We start from the raw sequence: 25,805 nt of genomic DNA, 5'->3' as shown, positions 1-25,805 counted from the left end.
ACTATGCAAAATCGTATTGATCAACTGTTTGCTAAAAAGCAACACGGCGTTTTAAATATATATTGCACGGCAGGTTTTCCGAAGTTAAACGATACCCTGCCGGTAATGACCGCTTTACAGCAGCATGGTGCGGACCTGATTGAGCTGGGTATGCCTTTCTCCGATCCGCTGGCCGATGGTCCGGTAATCCAGGATAGCAGCACCAAGGCCCTGCAGAATGGAATGAGCTTACACACCCTGTTTACCCAGCTGGCAGAATTCAGGCAAACGATACACGTTCCGGTTATTCTCATGGGATATTTCAACCCGGTATTAACTTATGGGGTAGAAGCCTTCTGCGCTAAATGTGCCGAAGTAGGGATCGATGGCATCATTGTACCTGATTTGCCGATGGCCGAATATGAAAATGAATACCGCCCCGTTTTTGAGAAATATAACCTGCACCTGATATTCCTGGTAACGCCGGAAACGAGTGAAGAGCGCATTCGTAAGATAGATAGCCTGAGCAAGGGTTTCCTGTATGCGGTATCGTCTTCTTCTACCACGGGGAAAGACAAGAATATGAACGATCAGCAGGCGTATTTTGAGCGGTTGAAAAGTTTGCAGCTCAGTAACCCGGTATTAATCGGGTTTGGTATAAAAGATAAAGCTACTTTTGATACGGCATCTGCGTATGCTAATGGTGCTATCATTGGTACAGCTTTCATCAAAGCCATTGAGCATAGCCAGGATATTGATAAAACGGTAGAAACGTTTATTTCGGGAATAATTCAGTAACAAACATGAAAACAGCTATCATAAAATATAACGCCGGCAATATCCGCTCTGTGCAATTTGCATTGGAGCGTTTAGGCGTTAACGGTACTGTAACGGATAATCATGAAGAGATCATGTCGGCCGATAAAGTGATTTTTCCCGGCGTGGGAGAAGCCAGTACGGCCATGCAGTACCTGAAAGAGCGGAAGCTGGACCAGGTGATTGCCGGTTTGCAGCAGCCTGTGCTGGGCATTTGCCTGGGCATGCAGTTGCTGTGTAAACATTCGGAAGAAAATGATACCGAGTGCATCGGGGTATTTGACACAGCGGTAAAACGCTTTCAGTCGCCCGTGGAAAACCTGCTCAAAATACCACAGATAGGCTGGAATAACATTACCGGCTTACACAGTGTAATGTTTGAACACGTACCGGAAAATGCCTACATGTATTTCGTGCATAGCTACTATGCCGCCCTGGGAGCGGATACTGTGGCTATCACCAACTACGTGATTAACTACAGCGCTGCCCTGCAGAAGGATAATTTTTATGCCGTGCAGTTCCACCCGGAAAAATCTGCTGAAGCAGGTGCCCGCATTATAGAAAACTTTTTGAACCTGTAAGATGAATATCCGTCAGATTACGGCAGCAGATACCTTGCAGCTAAGAAGAGATGTACTGTATCCAAATGAATCATTGGAGGCAGTGATGGTAGAAAACGACCGGGATGGATTACACTTCGGCGTATATGATCAGGGGCAATTGGTAACGGTGGTATCCTTGTTCCTGGGCCGCGACAGCGCGCAGTTCCGTAAACTGGCTACGCTGCCTGCCGCACAGGGCAAAGGCTATGGTAAGGCCGTGTTGGCGCACCTGGCAAGCGTTTGTCAAAAGGAAAGAATAAAATTACTCTGGTGTAATGCCCGCGATACGGCTGCTAGCTTTTATGATAAGCTCGGCTACATAAAAAAGGGCGATTATTTTATGAAGGGCGGTATCAGGTATATCAAAATGGAACTGCCCCTGGAACAGCACACTATGACCAAGAAATTTGAAGTGATTCCTGCCATCGACATTATTGATGGTAAATGTGTACGACTCACACAAGGCGATTACAGTCAGCAAAAAGTATACAACGAACATCCGCTGGAAGTAGCCAAAGAATTTGAAGCGATCGGGGTACGCCGCCTTCACCTGGTAGACCTGGATGGCGCTAAAAAAGGCGCGGTGGTGAATTGGAAAGTGCTGGAAAGCATTGCCGGGAAAACCGGATTGGTAACGGATTTCGGAGGGGGGATAAAAACGGGGAAAGACCTGGATATTGTTTTTGAATGTGGAGCAGCCCTGGCCACCATTGGCAGCGTGGCGGTGAAACAGCCCGAGCTTTTTTTTAGCTGGGTAAAACAATATGGCGCGGAGAAAATATTCCTGGGCGCAGATGTGAAGGAAGAGAAAATAGCCGTAGGCGGATGGCTGGAAACCACTACGCTGTCGGTGTTTGATTTCCTGGAAAGCAATGTCGCAGCCGGTGTTACCAATATCTTTTGCACAGATATCGCTAAAGACGGCCTCTTACAGGGCCCATCGACAGCCCTGTACAAAAAGATTATAGAACGCTTCCCAGGCATTAACTTTGTAGCCAGCGGCGGCGTAAGCAATATTGACGACGTGGCTGCCTTGCAGGAAATAGGCTGTAGTGGCGCTATTATCGGTAAAGCCATCTATGAGGGAAACATCTCTATGGAGGCATTAAAAACATTCCTGTAAAATATTACAACATGTTGACCAAACGCATCATACCATGCCTGGATATCAAAGACGGTCGTACCGTTAAGGGTATCAATTTCGAAAATATCCGCGATGCCGGAGATCCGATCGAATTGGGCGCATTATACGCTGAGCAGGGAGCCGATGAACTGGTATTCCTGGATATTACGGCTACCAATGAAAGAAGGAAAACATTATCTGAACTGGTTACCCGCATTGCCCGCCATGTTAATATCCCTTTTACAGTAGGTGGGGGCATTTCCTCCGTGGAAGATGTGAATGTGCTGTTGCAGTCGGGTGCTGACAAAATTTCGGTGAATACCTCCGCATTCAAAGATCCCGTACTGGTGGATAAACTGGCGCGGGAATTTGGTAGTCAATGTATCGTGCTGGCGATCGACACCCGCTTTGAAGAGGGCGATTGGTACGTGTACCTGAACGGGGGACGGGTAAAAACGCCGGTGAAAGCGTTCGATTGGGCTAAAGAGGCCGTTGACCGCGGAGCCGGGGAAATACTGCTCACATCAATGAATAACGATGGTACGAAGCAGGGATTTGCGCTCGATATTACTGCGCAGTTATCCCAGCACCTCAACGTGCCTGTAATTGCCTCTGGTGGTGCCGGCAACATGACCCACTTTGTGGATGTATTTGAAACTGCGCAGGCCGATGCGGCCCTCGCTGCCAGTATCTTCCACTACAAAGAAATAGAAATACCTGCGCTCAAAACCTTTCTTTATGACAAGGGAGTGAACGTAAGATTTTAGTGATACCTGAAATATGTTAACATGCAGATAGATTTTCAAAAGTCGTCCGATGGCCTGGTGCCGGCTATTATACAGGATGCTGTGACAAGTAAAGTGCTAATGTTGGGTTACATGAACCGCGAAGCGCTGGAAAAAACCATGGCGGAAAGTAAGGTGACTTTTTTCAGCCGCTCTAAAAACCGTTTGTGGACAAAAGGAGAAGAAAGCGGAAATTTCCTGATCGTTAAAGACCTGAAGGTAGATTGCGACCAGGATACAATCCTGGTAAAAGCCAGTCCCCTGGGCCCTGTATGTCACACCGGGTCAGATACCTGCTGGGATGAGCAAAATATCAGCAACGATTTCCTGGCTACCCTGGAAGGAATTATTACCGACCGGAAAAATAATCCTACCGATAAATCCTATACTGCCAGCCTTTTTGCCAAAGGCATCAACAAAATAGCGCAAAAGGTAGGAGAGGAAGCCGTAGAAGTGGTGATTGAAGCAAAGGATAACAACGATGATTTATTTCTCAATGAATCTGCTGATCTGTTGTTCCATTACCTGATACTCCTTCAGGCAAAAGGATTCCAGCTGTCAGATGTTATATCGGTGTTAAAACAACGTCATAAATAAATGTGAGCAACACCCGCCTGGCGGGTGTTGCTGCTGGCTTATTTCCCGGGTGTAGCTGCCTGCCGGTATTTTATTTTTATTTATTAATGCTTGATTTTAAGCAAATAAGCCTTCAATAAACAGGAATGAAGCGCTTGCCGGTACTAGCATCCGGGAAACTATGTCCCCTCAATTGCCCATAGTGGCCGGGTAGCTACCCCTTCTCTCTATAAAAAATCTCTTCGTATATTACAGCCCTCTAACTAATTAAAATAATTTGTAATGAAAAGAATTTTCCTGTTGTCCGTTGCAGGGCTGCTTTCCGTAGGAGCGTATGCCCAGCAGGTATCGGGTATTGTGAAGAACGGGAGCGGTAAAACCATCTATCTCCTGGATGACCAGGACAATTACCCCGACGACTCGGTAGTGATCAAGAATGATGAGTTCAGCTTTAAGGTGAAAAACGGGAAGGAGCCATCAGTGTACGCCTTGATTATGAAGGACGTAAGCTACCCTATGTTATTCGTAACAGGAAATGAACCTATACACCTGGTTACCTCCATGGCTATGTTTCCCATTGCTTCGTCGGTAAAGGGAAATGAGAACACACAGGCTATGCAACAATATCAGAAAGCTTTTGAGCCACTCATCAAACGGGCGCAGGAGCTGAATGCAGAGGCAAAGAACATTAACCCCGAAGATGAGCCCGGAAAGAATGCTTTCCGTAAGAAGGCAGACGTGTTCAGTAAAGATGTAGTGAGCACCGGTAAGGAGTTTATCAAAGCCCATCCCAAGGCGATTGCCAGCATCTGGATGCTGATGAATGAATTACGCAGCCGGTTGGAACCGGATGAATTCCAACAGTTATTCAGCTCACTGGATAAGTCGGTACAAGCCAGCCAATATGGTGAAAGTGTAACCGCCTATATAAAAAGCCTGCGGGCAAACGGCGTTAATGTGCCCGCTGACGATTTTTCGCAGCAAGATACCAAAGGCCAGCAGGTGAAGCTGTCTTCTTTCCGCGGAAAATATGTGCTGGTTGACTTCTGGGCCAGCTGGTGCGGCCCTTGTCGCCAGGAAAATCCTAATGTGGTAAAAGCGTATAACAAATACAAGGGTAAGAATTTCACTGTCCTGGGCGTATCGCTGGACGATAACCGGGAGCGTTGGTTGCAGGCCATCAGTCATGATGGGCTCGCCTGGACGCAGGTATCTGATTTGCGGGGCTGGGGCAACGAAGTGGCCGTGCAATACGGCATTCAGTCTATTCCCTCCAATTTCCTGGTAGACCCTGCCGGGAAAATCGTTGCCCGCAACCTGCGTGGCGAAGAGCTGGAAGCCAAACTGGAGGAGCTGCTGAAATAGCCGCTTATCAAAATCAGGTTGCGATTGCGCCGCCGATTTTACAAATTTGTTATTCGTAAAACAAAAACCAATGAAGAAAGCAATTTTAGGCATTGCCCTTTTAGCTCCCACCGTGTTGATAGCCCAGGATAAAAAGGGATCGGCTGCTGGTAAGCCTTACACCATACAGGGAACCGTTTCTCAGCAAAAAGACCCTGCCACCGTATATCTCAGAATGCGTAAGTCAGGCGAAAACTTCCTCGACAGCGCACAGGTGAAAGAGGGTAAATTTTCCTTCAATGGCACACTGGAAGAGCCCTCCATGGCCAGTTTAATGCTGGTACAGAAAGGTACAGAAAGACCATTGTCTATGGGGCGTGATATGCTCGCTGTATTCATCGATAAAGGCGTAGTGAGTGTGAACACCACCGATTCTATCAGCAAAGCCACCGTAACTGGTTCCCAGGCCAACGATGACTACAAAAAGCTGAACGACCTGTTGAAAGATGTGAACGAAAAAGGTGCTGCCCTGCAGAAACAATACCGCGAACTGGCTAAGAATAAGGACCAGGAAGGCATTAAAAAGCTGGAAGCTGAGTACGACGCCCTGGACGCAGAAGAGAAGAAAATCGAGCACGATTTTCTCCTGAAAAATACTTCTTCTCCTATTGCTATGTTCCTGCTGAACCAGGTAGCTGGCTACGACCTGAAACCTTCTGAAATAGCGCCTTTATATAAGAAATTAAGCAAACAGGCCAAGAACTCTCCTTCTGGTAAAGAGTTTGCCAAACGCCTTGAATCTGCCCGCAAAACAGAAGTAGGCCAGCCTGCCCTGGAGTTTTCACAGGCCGATGCAAATGGTAAAGATATCAGCCTGTCTTCTTTCCGCGGTAAATATGTACTGGTTGACTTCTGGGCCAGCTGGTGCGGCCCCTGCCGTGCAGAAAACCCTAACGTAGTAAAAGCTTACGATAAGTTCAAAGACAAAGGCTTCGAAATCCTCGGTGTTTCCCTGGACGATAAAAAAGAGAAATGGCTGGCGGCTGTAGAAGCCGATAAGCTGGCCTGGAAACATGTTTCCGACCTGAAAGGCTGGAAAAATGCGGCGGCCGACCTCTACGGTGTGCGGGCTATTCCACAAAACGTACTGATTGATCCTAAAGGTAAGATCGTTGCTAAAAACCTCCGTGGCGAAGAGCTCGAATCTAAACTGGAAGAGATCCTGAAATAATTTCCCCGCCTTTGGCGGATGATTAAGGAGGTGCCCCTGCCACACGGCGGGGGCATCTTTTTTTTATCCCACGAGAAAAAAAATTTGTCTATCTACGATTATTTCGTAGATTTACGAAAGAATCGTAATTCAATAACTATGGAAAAACTGACCCAGCAAGAAGAAACAGCCATGCTGGCTATCTGGAAAGTAGGGAGAGGTTTCGTGAAAGACTTCCTGGAAGCGCATCAGGCGCCGGCGCCACCGTATACTACCCTGGCATCTACTATCAAAAACCTGGAGAAAAAAGGGTTTTTGCAAAGCCGGAAAATGGGTAACGTATATGAATATACGCCATTGATGGAGGAAGCTGCATACAAACAAAAGTTTATGAACGGCTTTGTAAAAGACTACTTCGAAAATTCCTACAAAGAGCTGGTATCTTTCTTCGCCAAGGAAAAGAAGATCAGTCCCGATGAACTGAAGGAAATAATTAACATGATTGAAAAAGGGAAATAATAAAACGAAGACTTATGGTACCTGCTGTTTTGATCTACCTGTTAAAGGCCAATATCTCGCTCACGCTATTTTTCCTGGCATATCGCTTCGGACTGCGCCGGCTTACCTTTTATACCGGCAACAGGCTGTTCCTGTTGACAGGTATCGTATTCTCTTCCCTGTTTCCCCTGATCTCCATCAATACCTTTGTGGATAAGCATGAAGTCATTGCCGGCACCGTCATGACTTATATACCCGACTTTACCAAATGGCAGGCGCCTGCACCGGAATTTACGGTGTGGACAGCCCTGGTATATGTTTTCTGGACCGGGGTAGCGGTAATGGCTATACGTTTTGCTATACAGTTGTTTTCCTTGTGGAAAATACACCGGATATCGCATCGCGATGAAATCGACAACGTGCGGGTACAGGTATTGCAGCAGCCCGTAAATCCTTTTTCTTTCTTCCGCCATATCTATATCAATCCTGCCCTGCATCTGCCGGAAGAACTGCCGGCCATCCTGCGGCATGAAAAAGTGCACGTGAAGCAGTGGCATAGTATGGATGTAGTGCTGGGTGAACTCAATAACATCTTCTATTGGTTTAACCCCGGTGCGTGGCTCATGAAAACAGCCATCCGCGAGAACCTCGAATTTATTACCGACCGTTATCTCCTGCAACAGGGAGTAGATAAAACGGCTTATCAATACAACCTTATTAAAGTTAGTGGGATCCCATATGCGACGGCCATCGCAAACAATTTCAATTTCTCACATCTTAAAAACAGGATCATGATGATGAATAAAAAAAAATCATCCCAATATCAGGTGGTACGTTACCTGGTGTTGAGCGCCATTGTAGCGGGCGCCGTGCTGTCGCTGAACTATAGCCGGGCCGCCGTGATGATGCCCTTCCAGGAGGTGAAAAAAGATACCTTAATGCCGCCACCACCTCCACCACCTCCTCCGCCACCCCCTGCGCCGCAAGTGAAAAAAGCAGGGAAACTGCCTAAAACGCCTCCGCCCCCGCCACCACCGCCACCCTCACCTCTCAAAGTGGTGACTACCACTGGCTCCAGCGATGGTCCCACCAGTACCCAAACAGACATCTTTCATATGGAGCCATCTAAAAGGCCAGTGTTGGTGCTCGATGGAAAAGTGGAAGGGGTGGAAGTGCTAAAGCAATACCAGGACGCCAACACTATTAGTTCCGTAACTGTAGTAAAAAATACCTCCGAAAAAGATACGGAAACCTACGGCACACAGGCTAAGAATGGTATTGTCTTTATAAAAACAAAAGATCCGGCAGCAAAGAGCAACATTGTGTTCAGGAACTCAGAACAAGATCTGAAAGATGTACTGGTTATAGTAGACGGTGTACCACTGGAAAATGAGAAAGGAATAAAATCTATCAATCCAGACCAGATACAATCTCTCAGTGTGTTGAAAGGCAACGCTGCTACCGCCGTTTATGGAGAAAGAGGAAAGAAGGGCGTGATCCTTGTTGCTACTAAAACTGGTCTGAAAGTGGCTAACCCGGTACTGACAAAAGATACGATCAACGTAAAATAACCGATGCTGCCCACGCATACAAAAAGCCACGGTCCGCCACCGTGGCATTTTTGTTTCTGCACAACATTATGTGAAAAAGGCTGTTTATAAAGATGATAATTACCAGTTTATGTTACAGAAAGGAGAAAAAGCGCCCGATTTCACATTGCAGTCTACTCCCGAGAAGCGTGTAACCCTGGCAGATTTGCGTGGAAAGAATGTTATCCTGGCCTTTTATCCGGCCGACTGGAGTCCTGTATGCAGCGATCAGATGTCGTTATACAACGAAATGCTCAAGTATTTTGAACGGTACAATGCGGTATTACTGGGTATTTCAGTAGATGGCGCCTGGTGCCACCAGGCTTTTGCAAAAGCCCGGCAGCTGCATTTCGATCTGTTGGCCGACTTTGAGCCAAAGGGAGCGGTATCCCGTCTGTATGGCGTATATGAGGAAGGTGTTAGCCAGCGTGCCTTGTTTGTAATAGATGCCGAAGGAATAATCCAATGGAGTTATTTATCGCCCGTTGGTCAAAACCCGGGAGCCGATGGTATACTGAATGCGTTGGAAAAACTTAAATAATAACGGTGATGCACACACTGATTCCTCCCGCAAATGCACTGGATCATGCCACCGGTGCAGAACAGGCAACGATAGAACTGGTGGAATACGGCGATTTTCAATGCCCGTATTGCCGTGAAGCTTTTTTTATAGTGAAGGAAATCCAGCACCAGCTGGGAGATAAGCTGCGTTTCATTTTCCGCAATTTCCCGTTATCGGAAGCCCATGAATATGCGATGGATGCAGCCCTGGCTGCCGAAGCGGCTGCTTTACAGCAACAGTTCTGGCCCATGCATGATGCGCTGTACAACCGCCAGTCTGACCTGGATGAGGCTTTACTGGTAATATTGGCTACAGAACTGGGCTTAGACCTCCAGAAATTTTCGGATGACATGGACTCTCCCCGGCTGCTCAGCAAAGTGGAGGCCGACTTTGAAAGTGGTGTGCGCAGTGGCGTAAATGGTACGCCCACTTTTTATGTGAATGGGAAGAGATATGATGGCGATTACCAGAACCTGGCCTCATTTCTGGCCCGCTGACCGTACACAACGGAATCCCAGGTTGGATAACCCCGACTCCGGCGTGCTTTTCATGCGTGCAGATACCCGGTATCCCCGGCAATATTCATCGCTGCACATGAAAGAACCGCCCCGTATTACCCGCTTGGCCTGCCCCGGGTCGTCCGGATCAAAGGCGGTGGCAGGGCCTGCAGGATTTTGTACGCCCTTTTCGCCCTGTATGTAATAGTTGGCATCGTACCAGTCGTCACACCATTCCCACACATTCCCCGACATATCGTACAACTGATAGCCATTGGGCAGGTACGATTTCACCGGGGCGAGACCGGTATAACCATCGGTTTGCGTATTGTGATAAGGAAAATTACCATTCCAGGTATTGGCTTTAGGGTGGCCACTGGTCAGTGCTTCATTGCCCCAGGGATATAGTTGCCCTGATAGTCCTCCGCGGGCGGCATATTCCCATTCTGCCTCTGTAGGAAGCCTTTTACCGGCCCATTTGGCAAAGGCCCGGGCATCCAGCCACGAAACCTGGGTAACGGGCTCTTTGCCCCTGTTATTGATGTTGCTGGACGGCCCTTCGGGATGCTTCCAGCTGGTACCGGGAACAAATGACCACCATTGCGAAATATCATTGAAAGGCACCTTATGATCGGGGGGCGTAAACACCAGGGCGCCGGGCGCCATCATGGAAGCCAGCACGCTGCTGTCGGGTTCAGGGCTGCCGGGAGGTAAGCTGGCCAGCAGTTCTGCCTTACTGATAGGTTGCTCGGCAGTGGTAACATAGCCGGTGGACTCCACGAAGCGGGCAAATTCTTCGTTGGTTACCTCATGCTCATCCATCCAGAAAGACGCTACATCCACTTTGTGTTTGGGGTATTCATCCGCCATGCCGGTGCTGTCGTCTGCTCCCATAAAAAAAGAACCGGCAGGAATCAATACCATCTTATTCAGTGTATCCTTTTCCGTAAGATCGTTCTTCTTTTTACCACTATTCCCGGCGCAGGCGCTTAACAGGATTAGCCCCAGCAGTATGTTTATTTTTTGCATGTTATTGACAGCTCTGTTTAGTCGGCACTCAAAAATAATATTAAAACAATAGCTTTATGGCTTTTCCTCAAAAAAACGGGCGCCATATAGGTGTTAACAATTATATAATCGATTTTCCACCAAAACTGTTGTAAACTGCACCCGATTCCGGGATGCCCGCAAGCCTCGGTTTACGGTATTGAGTATGCAAACAACTGCTATACCCTTTACACGCAAGGATTTCGGTGACGACTTCCTTTGGGGGGTTACTATTTCCGCTTTTCAGAATGAAGGTGCCTTCAATACCGATGGCAAAGGTCTCTCTATTTGGGACACCTTCACCAGCCGCAAAGGTAAAATCAAAGATAAGAGCCACGCACAGGTAGCCACCGACTTCTACAACCGCTATACACAAGATATACTACTGGCCAAGCTCCTGGGCTTTTCCATATTCCGCTTCTCCCTGGCCTGGTCGCGCATTATGCCGAAGGGAACAGGCGCCGTTAACCAGGCGGGAATCGACTATTACCACCGGGTGATAGATGCCTGTCTTGAGTTGGGACTGGAACCCTATATCACGCTATATCACTGGGATTTGCCCCAGGCGCTGGAACATAAAGGTGGCTGGAGCCACCGGGGGGTAGTATTTGCTTTTGAAGAATTTGTGAGAATATGTGCCCGTGAATACGGAAATAAGGTGAAGAACTGGATTGTACTCAATGAACCTTTTGGGTTTACGGCACTGGGTTATATGCTGGGCGTACACGCCCCGGGAAAATTTGGCCTATCCTGGTTTCTACCGGCAGTACACCATGCCGCCCTGGCCCAGGCGGAGGCGGGGCGCGTGATCCGCCAGGAGGTAGCCGGCGCCAATATCGGCACAGCATTGTCCTGCTCAAAAATTATCCCCTATACCAATAGAGAAGAAGATGTACAGGCCGCCCGCCGGGCAGATGCGCTATTTAATCGCCTGTTCCTGGAACCAGCCCTGGGCATGGGGTACCCGGAAAAAGACTTCCCCCTGCTGCACCGCATTGAACGCCGGTATGCATTGTGGCGCGATTGGGACCGCCTTCCATTTGATTTTGACTTTATAGGGGTACAGAATTATTTCCCACTGGTAGTGAAGTACAACTACTTTATGCCCGTAGTAAAAATTGCAGAAGTAAAGGCCAGGTACCGCAATGTACCGCTTACCGGCCTGGGTTGGGAAATCAGTGGCAACGGACTGTATGAAATACTCAAACAGTTTGGCGCCTACAAGGGAATTAAGAAAATCATTGTAACAGAAGGAGGGGCCGCTTTCTCCGACCAGCTGACCACCGATGGCCGTATTGCAGATACGGCCCGTATCGAATATTTCCAGGAATACCTGTCGGGTGTGTTAAAGGCCCGTAGGGAAGGAGTGCCGGTAGAAGGCTATTTTGCCTGGACGCTCACCGACAATTTCGAATGGGCGGAAGGGTACCGGGCCAGGTTCGGCCTCGTACATGTTAATTTCGATACCCAGCAAAGAATTATCAAAGACTCCGGATACTGGTTCAGGAAGCTTTTGAACGAAGAAATGCAATAACATGTCAGGCGAAGGCGCTAAGCAAAAAAGCAGCAAAGGGATTTTATAACTTCCTTTGCTGCTTTTTTGCTTAGCGTCTTCGCGTGAATCTTTTTATTGTGCTAGTCGCTTCAGGAACCAAAGGTCTCTCAGGCTGAAGTGAAATATCGCATTTATATAAGTTTCTTTTATCAGCGCCGTGCCGGAAGTACCACGCTGCCCGGCTTCCAGCCCTACGTAATATCTTAGCTGCCCATTTTTGCTGGGCAGCGATACGCCCAGAGTACCGGAAATATCTTTGATCTGGGTATTGCTCACTACCAGGGGCGTTTGGTTAAAGGCAAAACCAGCCTGTAAGACAGCTCCTTCAATCATTTGATTGTAATACTGGCGTTTCAGCGTGTATTCAATACCAGTAGAGTAGCGTTGTCCATCTACATAAGCGAAGGTCGGGCCTTTCTCATTCAGGCTATTCCAGAGGGTGTGGCGGTAGTCGGCCACCCAGGTGAAAGTGCCATTGGTGAGGGCAATACCGCCGCCATATTCAGCAGGTAGTGTGAAATAGGAGGGATCCTGGTCTTTAGAAAAGAGGGAAGTACCGTTGATATCTACGATATTCAATTTTTCCTGCAGTTTCATTTTGGTTTGGAAGCGATAGGTTGCGCCCAGTCCCAGCTGCCAGTCTTTAGTAATTTTACCTACATATTGTGCGCCAGCGGTAAAGTTGGGCTTAAAGCCATATTTATTGTGCTGTGTTTGTAAGGAGTCGGAACCAATATTCTGTGATACGTTGATGGGCCCAAATAAGAAGGCAGTAGATACGCCTACGGAAAAGTGCTTGTTGATAGCAAAACCGTTGGAGATATATGCCCTGTTAAACCCGCCCGTACCGGTGGTGGTAGTGGTAACAGGTGCGCCGGTACCGGTAACAAATTGTTGGTTGAGGATTTTATAATCGATACTGCTGAAAGGTGCTATACCTGCAGATATGCCCCAGAAGCTGGCAGCCTTGAAGCCCAGCGCCAATCGTTTAAAGTTGACGTCGCCTGCACTGTTGGAAATGCCGGCGCCGTTATAGTTGATCTGTTGCGCTTTGATCGATACATCAAACATGAAGTTCTGGGTAGGGATCGCGCTGTAAGACGCAGGGTTGAGTTCGTTGAGGTAACCGGAGTGGCGACGGGCAATACCGCTGCTTCCCAGGCCGTAGTTCCGGCTGTAATCCCTTGCTTCCATATCTCCTATACCATAGGCAGAATAGATGGAATTAAGGCCATGTTGCGCTTTGGCAGCGGCGCCGCACAACAGGAGTAAAGTTAAACCGCTATATATTTTTATGCGCATGTGTATCCTTTATTTGTACAACAGATAGTATAACTGTACTTTAAGCGGGTTCTGAGTATTCTTTTGATCGCCTATTACCAGCCTGTCCAGTGTTGTTTTTCCGTCTGTAGCACTTGGTGTGAGTAACAGTCCCCGTGAATTAACATCGGTAACTGTTTGTTCCTTGATCACATAATTGGTGATATCGAAGGTATAGTTGGTGTTTGCGTTAAATTGTTTGTCGATGGTCAGCTGTCCATAAGTCAGCGTATCGGTAACGTTGTTCAGCTTATCTACTTCACAGAGGGCCATGCGTGGTGGCAGCCGGTCGTTGACATAGGTGCCGTTTACCGGTTTCAGGGACAGGTACACCCTCATCACTTTAAAGAACTGTCCCAGGTAAGCCAGGTTTTTAATATAAGGAATATCGATCCGGGTGGCTACACCGGTGATGGGCTGTGTGAAGCCCTGGTTGCCGACACTGGCTGAAGGCAGGGTTTTACCCGGGCCTGTAAGCGGCGCCAATGGCGTGCCGGTCCGGGTGGTTACCACCTGGTTGAATTGCAGGTTAGATGCCTGCATCTTGAAATCGACATATTTTACAGTAGTAATTAATTCATTAACGTGATAGTATAAACGCATCACCAGGGAGGTATCATTAGCTGTAAAGCCCGATACGAGGGTGCTGCCGGTGCCTCCTCTTACATTCAGCCCCCGGAAAAATTCCAGCCACATATTGTTGGTGGTAATATCCGGACTTTTATCTACCAGCATCTGGAATAGCTGGGCGCCCAGCTGATCAGACATATGGGCGGTAATGATCTTGTCGGTATGAGGACGGATAACACCGGTGAAACTTCCTATAGGCGTACTTTCGGTAGAAAAGCTACTGCTGTTGTACAGGTAGTAGAAGTTCTTGGCAGTCTGGATAGTAGAAGTTACCCGGTATACCTGTAGTTGCTGTACCTGGGTAGAGTCGCCGGAGAGGTAGCCATTGGGGCGCATCATGAGCACCATGGAATCATATTTGGAGCCATTGGCAGGAATGTCGATGGTGGCCGGTTGCGCAATCTGGAAATAAGATTGAACGGTGGAAGTACCAAACAGCGGGTCTGCTCTTTTGCCGGCCAGTAACACTTCTGCACCGGAGGTAGGCATGGAGTCCTGCTGTATGGTTTGCGTCCTCACCGACAAGGTGTCGGTAAGGATATAATCGGTATTCTGATTATTGTCTACAATGTTGTTATAGGTAAACCCCGTCTTCTGGCAGGATGAGATCAGCGCCACCAGCAATAATACGGGGAGGTACCTGGGTATCCGGCCATTTACGCACCTGAAAATTAAATGATACATGGTATTGTTCATGGTGCGCAATTTTAGACAGGATCGATACTTTCAATTGCTTTAATATGCCAATAGCCAAAATTTATCGATGAATAACGAAATCTGTTCTTTATGCTGACAATAGCGCGGGAAGGGGCTTTTCGGGGAAAGAATCCTACTGGTAGACGAAATAACGGTATCCGTCATCTAAAATAGCGGGAATAGCTATTTCCTGTTTGCCGGAATGCTCCGGCAGATAATTTTGGCTACAGTAAAAAGAACATGCTAATGCGATATTTAAAAGGTTATAGTTTATTATTGATGGCTTCCCTGGCGGCCTGTTCGAAGAGTTCAAATACAACTACGCTGGTTGGGAACTGGATTAAACGTTCTGAATTTGAAGGTGTTGCCAGAAGCTCAGCCGCTTCATTCGTGGTGAATGATAAAGCCTATGTAGGAACCGGATATGATGGACTTAACAGATTACAGGATATCTGGATGTACGATGTGGACCTGAACCAGTGGACACAGAAGGCGCCTTTTACCGGAACTGCACGCAGTAACGCCGTTGGTATGGCCATGGCCGGAAAAGGATATATCGGTACCGGTTACGATGGACTGAATAAATTGAATGATTTTTATCAATACGACCCTGTCGCTAATACCTGGACACGTAAAGCAGACTTTGGCGGTAGTGCCCGTTATGGTGCCGTAGCTTTTGCCCTGAATGATAAAGGCTTTATCGCTACCGGTTACGATGGCAACTGGTTAAAGGATAACTGGCAATACGATCCTGCTACCAATGCCTGGACACAAGCCCAGAGCCTCAACAGCGGTAAAAGACAAGATGCTTCTGCCTTTGTGATCAATAACAAAGCGTATGTAGTGATGGGAACGGCTAATTCTACACCTGTTACAGATTTTTATTCCTTTGATGGTACCAACTGGACTACCCTCAACTCGATTGCTAATGTAAGCGACGACAGCTTTGATGATGCCTACAACTTTGCCGGCAGTGGCGCAGCTTCTTTTGTCATCAATGGAAAAGGGTATATCACTACCGGTACAAAAGGTAGTTATACCACCGCTACCTGGGAATATGATCCGGCTACTGACCGCTGGGTACAGAAAACAGATTTCGAGGGCGCCGCACGTACTTATGCTACCGGTTTTACCGTGAAAAACCGAGGTTTCGTAGTATTGGGACAAAGCTCCAGTTTACAGCTGGATGATATGCGGGAATTTGATCCAAACGCAGCATATAATAAAAATGACTAAGCGTAACATTATCATCGTTTCCGTAGTAGCCGTTGTGGCGCTGGTGTTCTTCGCCTGGAAGTCCTCCCGCACAGCTGTACAACAGAACGGTTCAGATATGCTCGCCGTAGTAGTAGAGCCCTTTGCGATACACGATGGTTGGGGATACAAAGTAAATGTAGGTGGCCGCACTTATATTTACCAGGACATTATCCCCGGCGTTCCCGGAAACCGGGTATTCCGGTCGAAGGAAAATGCACTGCGGGTAGGAAATGTGGTGGCTGAAAAGCTGACCCACCATAAGATTCCTTCTATGTCGCAACAGGAGTTGGTGCGCATGGGAATACCGGAAGCGGAATAATTATTTACGATAAATGAACCTTTGGAACAGGTTGTTTGCAATGCCACGCATTAAAAACAACACTGATCCAAAGGTTTAATCCGTTAATGTATTTTAAGCCGATTTTAAGTTCTTTATTAAATTTAACAATACCTTATAGAGGATTAACAAACTTTAACACAAGTCTAACCCTATCTAATGTAAGTTTATCGCATCAAATTACATGATGCTAAATTTCAAACGCATTCTCAAAAGTCGTCCCTTCCTCATTTCCTTGCACGTCCTGGGATGGGCATGCTTTTTATTCTTCCCGTTTTTCATTTATCGTATACAGATCATGCATACTGGTTTCTTTTTAAAAGAGCTGGTAGATAACTTGTTCCTGATTGGTATTTTTTACCTGAATATTTATGTGCTGATTCCCCGGTATTTCAACAGGAGCAAAATTGTTACGTACCTGTGCAGTATAGCCCTGTTAATTATTTTTATTACGGCACAACAGGCGGTGCTCAATTTCTATTTTTTCAAACATTTGGGCCCCCGGTCTGCGATGATGGCAGTTCATCTGGGCCAAAAAAGTAATACGGTATCAGTAACATCTGATAGCTTTCCTCCGTTTCACCATCGTCGCATGTTTTTCAGTGCCCGGGCTTCCATGATGGAACCGGGATTTGTAACGCATAGAGAAGCACACGACACGGTAGGAGGGGCTGTATCGGTGGCAGCAACCGGGTTTTTGCCGGTGCCTCCTCCCCATATTTTCGAGGAAGGGCCTACGTTATGGGAATACCTCTTTTTCCCGGAGGTGCTCAGAAGATCAGGCTTTTTTGCGTTGCTGATGTTATTTATGAGTGGATTCATCAAGATTGCGCTGGAATGGTTTAAAAGTGAAAAACAACGGGAAGAGCTGAAAGTGGAGAAGTTAAATGCGGAATTAAAATTTTTAAAGTCGCAGATCAATCCTCATTTCCTGTTTAACTGTTTAAACACCATTTATTCGCTGGCGCATAAACAGTCTTCGCAAACGGAACACGCTATTTTGAAGCTATCCACCATCATGCGATACATGATCTATGAATCCAATGAGGCCAAAGTGTTACTGTCGCAGGAGTTGAAGTACCTGCATGATTACATAGAAATACAACGATTGAGATTACCGAAAGATATTGACATCCGATACCAGTTAAATGGCGATGCAGATGGTTTGCAGATTGAACCGATGTTACTGGTGCCTTTCGTAGAAAATGCGTTTAAACATGGTATCAGTTATACAGAGGAATCTTTCATCGATATAGATGTGACGACAACAAATGATATGATCAGATTAATAGTTAAAAACAGTCATTTTAAAGAGCGTGTGGCAGAGAGGGGAGGCATAGGTCTTGACAATGTACTGAAACGCCTGGCATTGCTCTATGAAAACAGGCATGAGATTAATATCAGCGAAACGGAGAACCAATTTATTGTAGATCTTAAAATTGTGTTGAACAAATGATCAAGTGTATTGCTGTGGATGACGAACCGCTGGCATTGGAAATTATGGAAGATTATATCCGTAAGGTTCCATTCCTCACCCTGGCGGGTAAATTCGAAAACGCGGCCACCGCGTTGCGCTTCATCCAGGACGAGCCGGTTGACCTGGTATTCCTGGATATCAAAATGCCGGATATCACCGGTATCCAGTTCCTCAAGTCATTGAAATATCCACCGATGGTAGTATTCACTACGGCATACGGCGAGTACGCGCTGGATGGATTTAATCTCGATGTGGTCGACTATCTCCTGAAACCGGTTCCTTTCGAACGTTTCCTGAAAGCAGCGGCCAAAGCCAGTGAAACCTGGTCGGTTTCCCAGCAGAAAAATGTGTCGGCCATGGGTAACACCGTACCCATGGAAGCCGCCTGGGTGAATGACTACATCTTCATCAAAACAGAGTACAAGATCATTAAAATCAACCTGGAAGACATCCTTTTCATTGAAGCACTGAAAGATTATACAAAAATTTATACACATAATTTGCCGGTACTTACCCTGCGTAGCCTTAAATCGTTTGAAACACGTTTACCCGCAGATAAGTTCATCCGTGTGCACCGTTCTTACCTGGTATCTCTCAACAAAATAAATTGCGTGGAGAAAAATACCGTCATGATCGCCAATCAATCTATCCCTATCTCTGATGGGTATAGGGACCGTTTTTACGACGTGATTAACCGAAATTCGTAAGGCGCGGGGAGAAGTTATACAACATAAAGCCACTGTAGCGGAAATGTCAGCAGGATGTAATATTATCACATTCGCTAATGTTTCCGCTACAGTGGCTTTGTGCTTTTCCTTTTATGCTTTCCGCTTTTTTTCCGAACTTAGCCCTCTTTTTAAACCATACCACCATTAATTAATTATTCTTTTATCAAAAACCACCATGGAAAGAATATACTTCGACAATGCAGCTACCACGTCGCTGGACCCGGCAGTATTAGAAGCTATGCTGCCATTTATGACGGAAAAGTTCGGTAACCCTTCCTCTATCTATTCTTACGGACGGGAGTCAAGATTGGGTATCGAAAACGCACGCAAATCAGTAGCTAAAATACTGAATGCACATCCCGGGGAAATTTTCTTTACCTCAGGTGGTACAGAAAGCAGCAACACCGCCATTACTGCCGCGGTGAGAGACCTGGGTTGCAAACACATTATTTCCTCTCCCATTGAGCACCATGCCACCCTGCACACCGTAGAGTACCTGCATCATCATGATGGGGTAGCCCTTTCCTTTGTGAAAGTGTTGCCTACCGGTCATATTGATATGGAACACCTGCGCGAACTGCTGCAAAATTCCACCGAAAAATGCCTGGTCTCCCTGATGCACGCCAACAACGAAATCGGTAACCTGCTCGACATTCATGCGGTAGGTAATCTCTGTAAGGAGTTTGATGCCATCTTCCACTCTGATACCGTGCAAACGGTAGGACACTACCCGTTCGATCTGCGAAACACGCCTGTACATTTCGTTACCGGCGCCGGTCACAAGTTCCACGGTCCTAAAGGAGTAGGTATCCTGTACATCAACGAAAACGTAAAGATTACGCCTTTCATCCAGGGAGGCAGCCAGGAACGTAATATGCGCGCAGGTACAGAAAATCTGTACGGTATCATCGGGTTTGCCAAAGCACTGGAAATTGCTACAGCCGAGCAGGAAGCACATAGCGCTCATATCAACGGGCTGCGTATGTACATGGCCGAACAGCTGCAGCAGCATATCCCGGGGATAGGCTTCAACGGCGACCTATACGGCAAAAGCCTCTATACCGTATTGAACGTGGCATTCCCTAAATCGGAGAAATCAGAGATGATCCTGTTCAACATGGATATCAACGGCATCTGTGCTTCCGGTGGCAGTGCGTGTACCTCCGGCGCGAATGCCGGCTCGCACGTTATCCGCGCCATCAACAGCAACCCCAACCAGATAGCTGTCCGCTTCTCTTTCTGTAAAAACAACACCAAAGCAGAAGTAGACCAGGTAGTTGCCAAGCTGAAAGAACTGATATAAGCGGTCCCCTGCTGATCACATAAAAAGGAAAGCGGCGAATGATACCATCATTCGCCGCTTTCCTTTTTATGGTCAATGCCATTAGTGCATAAACTCCTTGATATCCTGCATGATCCGCTTGGCAATATTATCTGCCGTGGTTTCATTCTGGCTTTCCGCATAGATACGGATAATAGGTTCGGTATTGGAGGTACGGAGATGCACCCAGTCCTTGTCGAATTCTATTTTGAGTCCATCTTCTGTATTGAGTGGCTGGTTTTTATACTTCTCCTTAATTTTTTCGAAGATAGTTTTCACATCTACCCCTTTATCCAGCTCTATTTTATTTTTAGAGATGAAGTAATCAGGATAGCTGTTACGCAGCGCTTTGATGCTCTTCTTGCTGTGTGCCAGGTGGCTGAGGAAAAGGCCGATACCGATCAGGGCATCCCGGCCGTAATGCAGATCCGGTACAATGATACCACCATTGCCTTCTCCGCCTATTACCGCGTTAGTGTCTTTCATTTTCTTCACCACGTTCACTTCTCCCACTGCGGAAGGCGTGTATTGGCCGCCATGCTTCAGGGTTACGTCTTTCAACGCCTGGGTAGATGACATATTGGAAACGGTATTACCTTTTCTTTTGCTTAATACATAGTCGGCCACCGCTACCAGGGTGTATTCTTCCCCGAACATGCTGCCATCTTCACATACAAAGCACAGGCGATCCACATCCGGATCTACCGCAATACCCAGGTCGGCATTGGATTTATTGACTTCGTTGGAAAGTGCCGTCAGGTTTTCTGCCAGCGGCTCAGGATTGTGACTGAATTTGCCGGTAACTTCCGGAAACAGCACTTCTACTTCTTCCACGCCCAACGCTTTCAACAGGGGCGGAACAAACAAAGCGCCGGTAGAATTTACCGCGTCTACTACAATCTTGAAATTACGCGCCTTAATAGCAGGTACGTCTACCAGCGGATAGTTCACCACCAGGTTTACGTGCTTTTGCAGGTAAGAATCATCTACGGTATAAGTACCGAGCTTATTTACATCCGCGAAATTAAAATCTTCGCGTTCTGCAATGTCCAGCAGGGTAGCGCCGTCTTCGCCGGAAATAAATTCGCCTTTACTGTTCAGTAATTTCAGCGCATTCCATTCTTTCGGATTATGGCTGGCAGTAAGAATAATACCGCCGGCAGCATTTTCCATGGTTACGGCCAGCTCTACAGTAGGAGTGGTAGATAAACCAAGGTCAACTACATCGATACCTAACCCGTTGAGGGTAGATACGACCAGGTTTCTCACCATCTCGCCGGAAATACGGCCATCACGGCCGATTACCACCTTACGGTTTTCTGTTTGACGGCTCAGCCAGGTGCCGTATGCTGCCGTGAATTTTACCACATCTAATGGAGAAAGTCCCTCGCCGGGCTTACCGCCTATGGTTCCGCGTATGCCGGATATCGATTTGATCAGTGCCACAAGATTCAATTTTTAAAGGAAGGCAAATATAAAAAAAAGCATTCCAGAAATCCTAATTATCAAAAGCGGAAGGCGGAAAGCAGAAAGCAGAAAGCCCCCGAAGCGGTTGATCAGCGAGTTGGTTAAGTCATTTATCGCTTTTTGCCCGCTTCGGGGGCTTTCTGCTTTCCGCTTCCCGCTTTTTCGATATATTTGCAGCTACGCTTTTCAAAAAACAGCTATACGTTACATGCAATACTCGTGGAAGAATATACCCCGGTATATTCGTTATGTGTTTGTTCAAACGCTTTACCTCTTCCTGTTGATGGTAATGTTCAGGGTAGTTTTTTACCTCTTTTTCTTCAAAACAACCATCACAGACCATGCAGCGATATGGAAAGCCTGGAACCTGGGACTCAGATTTGATCTGCGTCTCGCCCTTTACCTCACTATACCCATCCTCCTGCTGGCCCTGATTACCCGGAATAAATTTTTTACTTCCAAAGCTATACGGCGCACCAACGTTATTTATTTCTTTGTTGTTTACCTGCTCCTGACCCTGTTTTATATACTGGATCTGGGACACTACGACTACCTGGGCTTACGCCTCGACCCCTCCGTATTAAGGTTCCTGGCCAAAGGAGAACGGGCCGACAATGCCCGCATGGTATGGCAAAGTTACCCGGTAGTGAGAGGCGTACTGGGCATCATCGTCTTTATGTTTCTCTTATTCCGCCTGCAAAAAGCTACCTGGAAGAAGTTTGCAGCCCAACCCCCGGCATATCTCCGCAACTGGCCTTACACCGGTTATGTAATTGGTCTGGTTTTGCTGTTTGGCGCCGGATGCTATGGTAATTTCGCTTATTTCCCGCTGCGCTGGAGCCAGGCCATGTTTAGCCGCGATAATGGCATTACCAGCCTGGGACTTAACCCCATATTGTATTTTGCGTCCAATTTTTCTGTGAAGGGAGATACCTATGACCTGGAAGCTACTAAAAAATATTACCCGTATATCGCTGAATACCTGAAAGTAGATTCACTGAATCCCAATACCCTCAGCTATGTACGTACCATTGTCGCCGATGCGTCTAAACCCAGGCTCAACGTGGTGTTGGTGATGCTTGAATCTACCGGTGCAGCAGTTACCAGCATGTATGGCAACCCGATGCAGGCCACGCCTCATATGAAACGACTGGCCGACAGCGGTATCCTGTTTAAGAACTTTTATGTACCCGCCATCAGTACGGCGAAAACGGTATTCGGTGTGCATACCGGGTTGCCGGATATCACTTCGGTGAAAACGGCCAGCCGACACCCGAAAATGCTGGACCAGCGTATTGTAATGGACCAGTTTAAAGGATACGATAAATTATACCTGCTGGGGGGTAATACCAACTGGGCCAATATCCGCGCGGTATTTACCAACAACGTGGAAGGTATCCGTATCTATGAAGAAGGTATGTACAAATCCGGTAAAGCCGATGTATGGGGGATTGCCGACTACGACCTGATCACGGAAGCCAGCGCCATCTTCAAAGCTGATAATGATAAGAAACAACCATTTGTCGCCTTTCTCCAGCTGGCAGACAATCACCCGCCTTATACCACGACCAGTGGCGGCGGTGATTTTAAAAAGCTGACAGAGAAAGACATTGATATGAACACGTTCAAAAAATCAGGATTTGTATCGATCGATCAGCTGAACGCCCTCCGGTATGAAGACTACAACGTAGGCCACCTGATGGACATGGCCCGAAAAGATGGTTATCTTGATAATACCATCTTCGTATTCTTCGGAGACCATAACTGTGTGCTCAACCCTTACAGCTTTATGCCGCTGCCGGAGTATGAGCTGGCCAGTGGCGGTGTACACGTAACTGCGTTTATGTACAGCCCCCAACACCTTGCGCCGCAGGTGGTGACTACGCCCGGCAGCTTGCTGGACGTATATCCTACGGTAGCCAAAATGGTGGGCATACCTTATAAAAACTATACCCTGGGGATAGACCTGTTCGACAGTACCCGGGTAAATAATAAATATGTGTTCCTGACAACGATGCGTAACCAGATGGCACATTACGCAGTGATGGGCAACCGGTATATGTACGAAATCAATATGGTGAACGACTCTACCGCGTTGTACGACCTGAAAGGGGATCCGTTGAAAAATATCAAGGCGCAACAACCGGATACGGCAAAAAGCCTCGATAATTTAACACGCGGCTTTTATCAAAGCACCCGATATTTGATGTTTAATAATAAAAAATAGCTGTTTGGCAACAGGTCTTTAGCCGTTGGCGTTTTAGCGCATTTGCTGAAACGCTAACGGCTAAAGCTTACCAGCCAGTAACTGCCACAATTATGGAAGTAGATAAACTTTGGTTTAAGGATTGGTTTAATTCTCCCTATTATCATTTGTTGTACAGTCATCGTGACGACAGGGAGGCGGCGGCTTTTATCGACAAGCTGCTGACTTACCTGCATCCCGCTGCCGACGCAGAAATGCTGGATGTGGCCTGCGGAAAGGGCCGTCACGCCAAATACCTGGCCGACAAAGGCTATAATGTAACCGGGATCGATCTGTCTATCGAAAGCATTAATGTGGCAAAAAAATTGGAAAACGACCACCTGAGCTTTTTCCAGCATGATATGCGCTTACCTTTTTGGGTCAATTATTTCGACGTAGTATTTAACTTTTTTACCAGCTTCGGCTATTTTGACTCGCAACGGGATAATGACAATGCGTTGCGAACGCTTAAGAATGCGATGAAGCCTGGCGGAAGACTGGTACTGGACTACCTGAACAGCGAGTATGTGGCTGCGCACCTGGTAACAGATGAGGTGAAGGAAGATGAGGGAGTGGTATTTGATATCCACAGGGAGCTGAACGATCATAAGTTTATGAAGCAGATCAACATCCTTGATAAAGTGAAAATGCGCAGGGCCGCTTATACTGAAAGTGTAAATGCCTTTACCCGGGCGGATTTTGAGCGTATGTTTGTCAAACAGGGGCTTCAGATAACGGAAATTTTCGGAGATTATCACTTTAACAGCTACGATGCGCAGCGCTCACCGCGACTGATTATCGTAGCCACAAAATTATAGCCATGCTGGAATCTATTCTCCGTGAGGATCTTAGACTATTCTTTCATATCAATGGCCAATGGCACAACGCATTTTTAGATGCGCTGCTGCCTTTTGTGCGGGAACCTTATGTATGGGCGCCGTTATACCTTTTCCTGGGTTTGTTTGTAACTATTAACTATGGCTGGAAAGGGCTGTTCTGGATCCTGTTTTTCCTGCTTTGCTTCGGGGTATCCGATCAGGCCAGTTTATACCTGAAGGGTGCTGTGGGAAGGATACGACCCTGCCGGGACCCGGTAGTATCGCATTATGCACGGGTGTTGGTGGTATATTGTCCGATGAGTGGCAGCTTTACTTCCAACCATGCGGCCAATCATTTTGCCCTGGCAACCTTTTGTTTCATAACTTTAAAATCAGCTTTTGACCGGTATGCCTGGTTATTTTTTGCATGGGCAGCTATTGTTGCCTATGCACAGATCTATGTAGGCGTGCACTATCCGTTAGACGTATTGGGAGGTGCTTTACTGGGTATTTTAATCGGGCTGCTCAGCGGTAGTTTCTTTCAACGCCGTATAAGACTGGAGCCCGAACTCGCATCATGAACTGGAACTATCTGATATTAATACTGGCTGCCACTGTTGGCGGTGGGTTGATTCCCATGACTATCAAGCGTGTCAGCGCCAACTTTTCTATTTACCTCCTGGCTTTCACGGGGGCTTTCCTGTTTGGTGTGGTGATCATGCACCTGCTACCGGAAGTATATCATGAGCTGGGGCATCAGGCTGGCGTATATATTGTGCTGGGTTTTTTCCTGCAGGTGTTTTTGCAGCAACTGTCGCATGGAATGGAGCATGGGCATACTCATTTGCCACAAGAACATCACCATCACATTGCGGTAACACCGCTGCTGCTGGGACTTTCCATCCATGCATTCATGGAAGGCATTCCCCTGGGCTTCAAATATGATGATCAGTCGGCATTACCTTCCCTGATGGCAGGGGTGGCGGCGCACAAAATACCGGAGGCCCTGACCCTGATGACGGTGATGATACATGCTCATAAGAAACGGTCGGAATTATGGAGTATCCTGGTATGTTTTGCCCTGGTAACCCCCATAGCAGCTTTGCTGGCGGGTTGGATGGGTAACCGTTTTGAAGTGGTACAGCACTATCTCCTGTATGTAGTGGCATTGGTAGTGGGCGCTTTCCTGCATATTTCCACCACCATCTTTTACGAGAGTGGTACGAAACATCATGAACTCAGCCGGAAGAAGGTATTGGCCATCGCCATAGGGCTGCTATTGGCATTTCTTACCCTGATATTTGAATAATTCTTTATTTTTAGGCT

At 47.1% G+C, this 25,805-nt stretch carries 25 protein-coding genes; 21 read left to right on the top strand and 4 right to left on the bottom strand.

Annotated elements, in window-relative coordinates; all coding sequences use genetic code 11:
• The first annotated feature begins 3 nt into the window (after positions 1-3).
• The 11 genes from trpA to FHW36_RS22410 all read left to right on the top strand — a co-directional run bounded on the left by trpA (position 4) and on the right by FHW36_RS22410 (position 9,581).
• Positions 4-777 carry a tryptophan synthase subunit alpha gene (gene trpA / locus FHW36_RS22460; protein ID WP_145672243.1) on the top strand — a complete coding sequence of 258 codons (774 nt, stop codon included), beginning with the start codon at positions 4-6 and terminating at the stop codon, positions 775-777.
• Between the two features lie 5 nt (positions 778-782).
• Positions 783-1,376, top strand: coding sequence for an imidazole glycerol phosphate synthase subunit HisH (gene hisH, locus FHW36_RS22455; protein ID WP_145672239.1), 594 nt, complete (start codon positions 783-785; stop codon positions 1,374-1,376).
• 1 nt (position 1,377) lies between these two features.
• Positions 1,378-2,520 (top strand): 1-(5-phosphoribosyl)-5-[(5-phosphoribosylamino)methylideneamino]imidazole-4-carboxamide isomerase, encoded by a 1,143-nt coding sequence (gene hisA / locus FHW36_RS22450; protein WP_145672237.1) that lies wholly within the window; start codon positions 1,378-1,380, stop codon positions 2,518-2,520.
• An 11-nt stretch (positions 2,521-2,531) separates the two neighbouring features.
• Positions 2,532-3,287: an imidazole glycerol phosphate synthase subunit HisF gene (gene hisF / locus FHW36_RS22445; protein ID WP_145672235.1), complete on the top strand. Its 756-nt coding sequence runs from the start codon at positions 2,532-2,534 to the stop codon at positions 3,285-3,287.
• A gap of 21 nt (positions 3,288-3,308) precedes the next feature.
• Positions 3,309-3,902, top strand: a complete 594-nt coding sequence (gene hisIE, locus FHW36_RS22440; protein WP_145672231.1) for a bifunctional phosphoribosyl-AMP cyclohydrolase/phosphoribosyl-ATP diphosphatase HisIE — start codon at positions 3,309-3,311, stop codon at positions 3,900-3,902.
• Positions 3,903-4,163: 261 nt separating this feature from the next.
• Positions 4,164-5,246, top strand: coding sequence for a TlpA disulfide reductase family protein (locus FHW36_RS22435; protein WP_246121215.1), 1,083 nt, complete (start codon positions 4,164-4,166; stop codon positions 5,244-5,246).
• A 70-nt stretch (positions 5,247-5,316) separates the two neighbouring features.
• A complete protein-coding gene (locus FHW36_RS22430; protein WP_145672229.1) occupies positions 5,317-6,456 on the top strand; it encodes an AhpC/TSA family protein in 1,140 nt (379 codons plus the stop codon).
• Positions 6,457-6,594: 138 nt separating this feature from the next.
• Entirely contained in the window at positions 6,595-6,954 is a 360-nt protein-coding gene (locus FHW36_RS22425) for a BlaI/MecI/CopY family transcriptional regulator (RefSeq protein WP_145672227.1), read from the top strand.
• 14 nt (positions 6,955-6,968) lie between these two features.
• Positions 6,969-8,504, top strand: a complete 1,536-nt coding sequence (locus tag FHW36_RS22420; protein ID WP_145672225.1) for a M56 family metallopeptidase — start codon at positions 6,969-6,971, stop codon at positions 8,502-8,504.
• 109 nt (positions 8,505-8,613) lie between these two features.
• On the top strand, positions 8,614-9,063 hold the full coding sequence (locus FHW36_RS22415; RefSeq protein ID WP_145672223.1) for a redoxin domain-containing protein: 450 nt from the start codon (positions 8,614-8,616) through the stop codon (positions 9,061-9,063).
• Positions 9,064-9,071: 8 nt separating this feature from the next.
• A complete protein-coding gene (locus FHW36_RS22410; RefSeq protein WP_145672221.1) occupies positions 9,072-9,581 on the top strand; it encodes a DsbA family protein in 510 nt (169 codons plus the stop codon).
• Here the strand turns inward: FHW36_RS22410 and FHW36_RS22405 are convergent.
• Positions 9,564-10,610 carry a formylglycine-generating enzyme family protein gene (locus FHW36_RS22405; protein ID WP_145672219.1) on the bottom strand — a complete coding sequence of 349 codons (1,047 nt, stop codon included), beginning with the start codon at positions 10,608-10,610 and terminating at the stop codon, positions 9,564-9,566. The two genes, FHW36_RS22410 and FHW36_RS22405, sit on opposite strands and share 18 nt — an antisense overlap.
• 184 nt (positions 10,611-10,794) lie before the next feature.
• On the opposite strand from FHW36_RS22405, the gene FHW36_RS22400 reads away from it, so the two are divergent.
• Entirely contained in the window at positions 10,795-12,162 is a 1,368-nt protein-coding gene (locus FHW36_RS22400; RefSeq protein WP_145672216.1) for a GH1 family beta-glucosidase, read from the top strand.
• Positions 12,163-12,255: 93 nt separating this feature from the next.
• Here FHW36_RS22400 and FHW36_RS22395 read toward each other — a convergent pair whose 3' ends face one another.
• Positions 12,256-13,485 carry a porin family protein gene (locus FHW36_RS22395; RefSeq protein ID WP_145672214.1) on the bottom strand — a complete coding sequence of 410 codons (1,230 nt, stop codon included), beginning with the start codon at positions 13,483-13,485 and terminating at the stop codon, positions 12,256-12,258.
• A gap of 9 nt (positions 13,486-13,494) precedes the next feature.
• Positions 13,495-14,829, bottom strand: a complete 1,335-nt coding sequence (locus FHW36_RS22390; protein ID WP_145672212.1) for a DUF4270 family protein — start codon at positions 14,827-14,829, stop codon at positions 13,495-13,497.
• Positions 14,830-15,075: 246 nt separating this feature from the next.
• On the opposite strand from FHW36_RS22390, the gene FHW36_RS22385 reads away from it, so the two are divergent.
• The 5 genes from FHW36_RS22385 to FHW36_RS22365 all read left to right on the top strand — a co-directional run bounded on the left by FHW36_RS22385 (position 15,076) and on the right by FHW36_RS22365 (position 19,931).
• Positions 15,076-16,065 (top strand): Kelch repeat-containing protein, encoded by a 990-nt coding sequence (locus FHW36_RS22385; protein WP_222429148.1) that lies wholly within the window; start codon positions 15,076-15,078, stop codon positions 16,063-16,065.
• Complete coding sequence (locus FHW36_RS22380; RefSeq protein WP_186452563.1) at positions 16,058-16,405, top strand: DUF4907 domain-containing protein; 348 nt, start codon at positions 16,058-16,060, stop codon at positions 16,403-16,405. The genes FHW36_RS22385 and FHW36_RS22380 overlap by 8 nt, the downstream gene beginning before the upstream one ends.
• Positions 16,406-16,721: 316 nt before the next feature.
• Positions 16,722-17,879: a sensor histidine kinase gene (locus tag FHW36_RS22375; RefSeq protein ID WP_186452562.1), complete on the top strand. Its 1,158-nt coding sequence runs from the start codon at positions 16,722-16,724 to the stop codon at positions 17,877-17,879.
• Positions 17,876-18,607 carry a LytR/AlgR family response regulator transcription factor gene (locus tag FHW36_RS22370; RefSeq protein ID WP_145672204.1) on the top strand — a complete coding sequence of 244 codons (732 nt, stop codon included), beginning with the start codon at positions 17,876-17,878 and terminating at the stop codon, positions 18,605-18,607. The genes FHW36_RS22375 and FHW36_RS22370 overlap by 4 nt, the downstream gene beginning before the upstream one ends.
• A 196-nt stretch (positions 18,608-18,803) precedes the next feature.
• Positions 18,804-19,931: a cysteine desulfurase family protein gene (locus FHW36_RS22365; RefSeq protein WP_145672203.1), complete on the top strand. Its 1,128-nt coding sequence runs from the start codon at positions 18,804-18,806 to the stop codon at positions 19,929-19,931.
• Between the two features lie 81 nt (positions 19,932-20,012).
• Here the strand turns inward: FHW36_RS22365 and glmM are convergent, their stop codons facing one another.
• Positions 20,013-21,395, bottom strand: a complete 1,383-nt coding sequence (glmM, locus tag FHW36_RS22360) for a phosphoglucosamine mutase (protein WP_145672201.1) — start codon at positions 21,393-21,395, stop codon at positions 20,013-20,015.
• A 229-nt stretch (positions 21,396-21,624) separates the two neighbouring features.
• On the opposite strand from glmM, the gene FHW36_RS22355 reads away from it, so the two are divergent.
• The 4 genes from FHW36_RS22355 (at position 21,625) to FHW36_RS22340 (ending at position 25,788) form a co-directional block, all read left to right on the top strand.
• The gene (locus FHW36_RS22355) at positions 21,625-23,643 is read left to right on the top strand and encodes an LTA synthase family protein (RefSeq protein ID WP_145672199.1); all 2,019 of its coding nucleotides are present in this window, start codon (positions 21,625-21,627) and stop codon (positions 23,641-23,643) included.
• Positions 23,644-23,735: 92 nt separating this feature from the next.
• On the top strand, positions 23,736-24,479 hold the full coding sequence (locus tag FHW36_RS22350; protein WP_145672197.1) for a class I SAM-dependent methyltransferase: 744 nt from the start codon (positions 23,736-23,738) through the stop codon (positions 24,477-24,479).
• A gap of 2 nt (positions 24,480-24,481) precedes the next feature.
• The gene (locus tag FHW36_RS22345) at positions 24,482-25,060 is read left to right on the top strand and encodes a phosphatase PAP2 family protein (protein WP_145672195.1); all 579 of its coding nucleotides are present in this window, start codon (positions 24,482-24,484) and stop codon (positions 25,058-25,060) included.
• Entirely contained in the window at positions 25,057-25,788 is a 732-nt protein-coding gene (locus tag FHW36_RS22340; RefSeq protein WP_145672193.1) for a ZIP family metal transporter, read from the top strand. The genes FHW36_RS22345 and FHW36_RS22340 overlap by 4 nt, the downstream gene beginning before the upstream one ends.
• The last annotated feature ends 17 nt before the right edge of the window (positions 25,789-25,805 follow it).

The sequence above is a fragment of the Chitinophaga polysaccharea genome (assembly GCF_007829335.1).
Classification (GTDB): domain Bacteria; phylum Bacteroidota; class Bacteroidia; order Chitinophagales; family Chitinophagaceae; genus Chitinophaga; species Chitinophaga polysaccharea_B.
The sequence above is the reverse complement of the archived record's forward strand: the minus strand, read 5'-3'. Positions and strand labels throughout refer to the sequence as shown.

Coding starts and splice junctions, on each gene's coding strand:
- hisH (WP_145672239.1), top strand. CDS start 783: ATGAAAACAGCTATCATAAAATATAACGCCGGCAATATCCGCTCTGTG.
- FHW36_RS22405 (WP_145672219.1), bottom strand. CDS start 10,610: ATGCAAAAAATAAACATACTGCTGGGGCTAATCCTGTTAAGCGCCTGC.
- FHW36_RS22425 (WP_145672227.1), top strand. CDS start 6,595: ATGGAAAAACTGACCCAGCAAGAAGAAACAGCCATGCTGGCTATCTGG.
- trpA (WP_145672243.1), top strand. CDS start 4: ATGCAAAATCGTATTGATCAACTGTTTGCTAAAAAGCAACACGGCGTT.
- FHW36_RS22415 (WP_145672223.1), top strand. CDS start 8,614: ATGTTACAGAAAGGAGAAAAAGCGCCCGATTTCACATTGCAGTCTACT.
- FHW36_RS22385 (WP_222429148.1), top strand. CDS start 15,076: ATGCGATATTTAAAAGGTTATAGTTTATTATTGATGGCTTCCCTGGCG.
- hisA (WP_145672237.1), top strand. CDS start 1,378: ATGAATATCCGTCAGATTACGGCAGCAGATACCTTGCAGCTAAGAAGA.
- FHW36_RS22410 (WP_145672221.1), top strand. CDS start 9,072: ATGCACACACTGATTCCTCCCGCAAATGCACTGGATCATGCCACCGGT.
- FHW36_RS22400 (WP_145672216.1), top strand. CDS start 10,795: ATGCAAACAACTGCTATACCCTTTACACGCAAGGATTTCGGTGACGAC.
- FHW36_RS22390 (WP_145672212.1), bottom strand. CDS start 14,829: ATGAACAATACCATGTATCATTTAATTTTCAGGTGCGTAAATGGCCGG.
- FHW36_RS22430 (WP_145672229.1), top strand. CDS start 5,317: ATGAAGAAAGCAATTTTAGGCATTGCCCTTTTAGCTCCCACCGTGTTG.
- FHW36_RS22345 (WP_145672195.1), top strand. CDS start 24,482: ATGCTGGAATCTATTCTCCGTGAGGATCTTAGACTATTCTTTCATATC.
- FHW36_RS22350 (WP_145672197.1), top strand. CDS start 23,736: ATGGAAGTAGATAAACTTTGGTTTAAGGATTGGTTTAATTCTCCCTAT.
- FHW36_RS22395 (WP_145672214.1), bottom strand. CDS start 13,485: ATGCGCATAAAAATATATAGCGGTTTAACTTTACTCCTGTTGTGCGGC.
- FHW36_RS22375 (WP_186452562.1), top strand. CDS start 16,722: ATGCATACTGGTTTCTTTTTAAAAGAGCTGGTAGATAACTTGTTCCTG.
- FHW36_RS22365 (WP_145672203.1), top strand. CDS start 18,804: ATGGAAAGAATATACTTCGACAATGCAGCTACCACGTCGCTGGACCCG.
- FHW36_RS22370 (WP_145672204.1), top strand. CDS start 17,876: ATGATCAAGTGTATTGCTGTGGATGACGAACCGCTGGCATTGGAAATT.
- FHW36_RS22340 (WP_145672193.1), top strand. CDS start 25,057: ATGAACTGGAACTATCTGATATTAATACTGGCTGCCACTGTTGGCGGT.
- FHW36_RS22420 (WP_145672225.1), top strand. CDS start 6,969: ATGGTACCTGCTGTTTTGATCTACCTGTTAAAGGCCAATATCTCGCTC.
- hisIE (WP_145672231.1), top strand. CDS start 3,309: ATGCAGATAGATTTTCAAAAGTCGTCCGATGGCCTGGTGCCGGCTATT.
- FHW36_RS22380 (WP_186452563.1), top strand. CDS start 16,058: ATGACTAAGCGTAACATTATCATCGTTTCCGTAGTAGCCGTTGTGGCG.
- FHW36_RS22355 (WP_145672199.1), top strand. CDS start 21,625: ATGCAATACTCGTGGAAGAATATACCCCGGTATATTCGTTATGTGTTT.
- FHW36_RS22435 (WP_246121215.1), top strand. CDS start 4,164: ATGAAAAGAATTTTCCTGTTGTCCGTTGCAGGGCTGCTTTCCGTAGGA.
- hisF (WP_145672235.1), top strand. CDS start 2,532: ATGTTGACCAAACGCATCATACCATGCCTGGATATCAAAGACGGTCGT.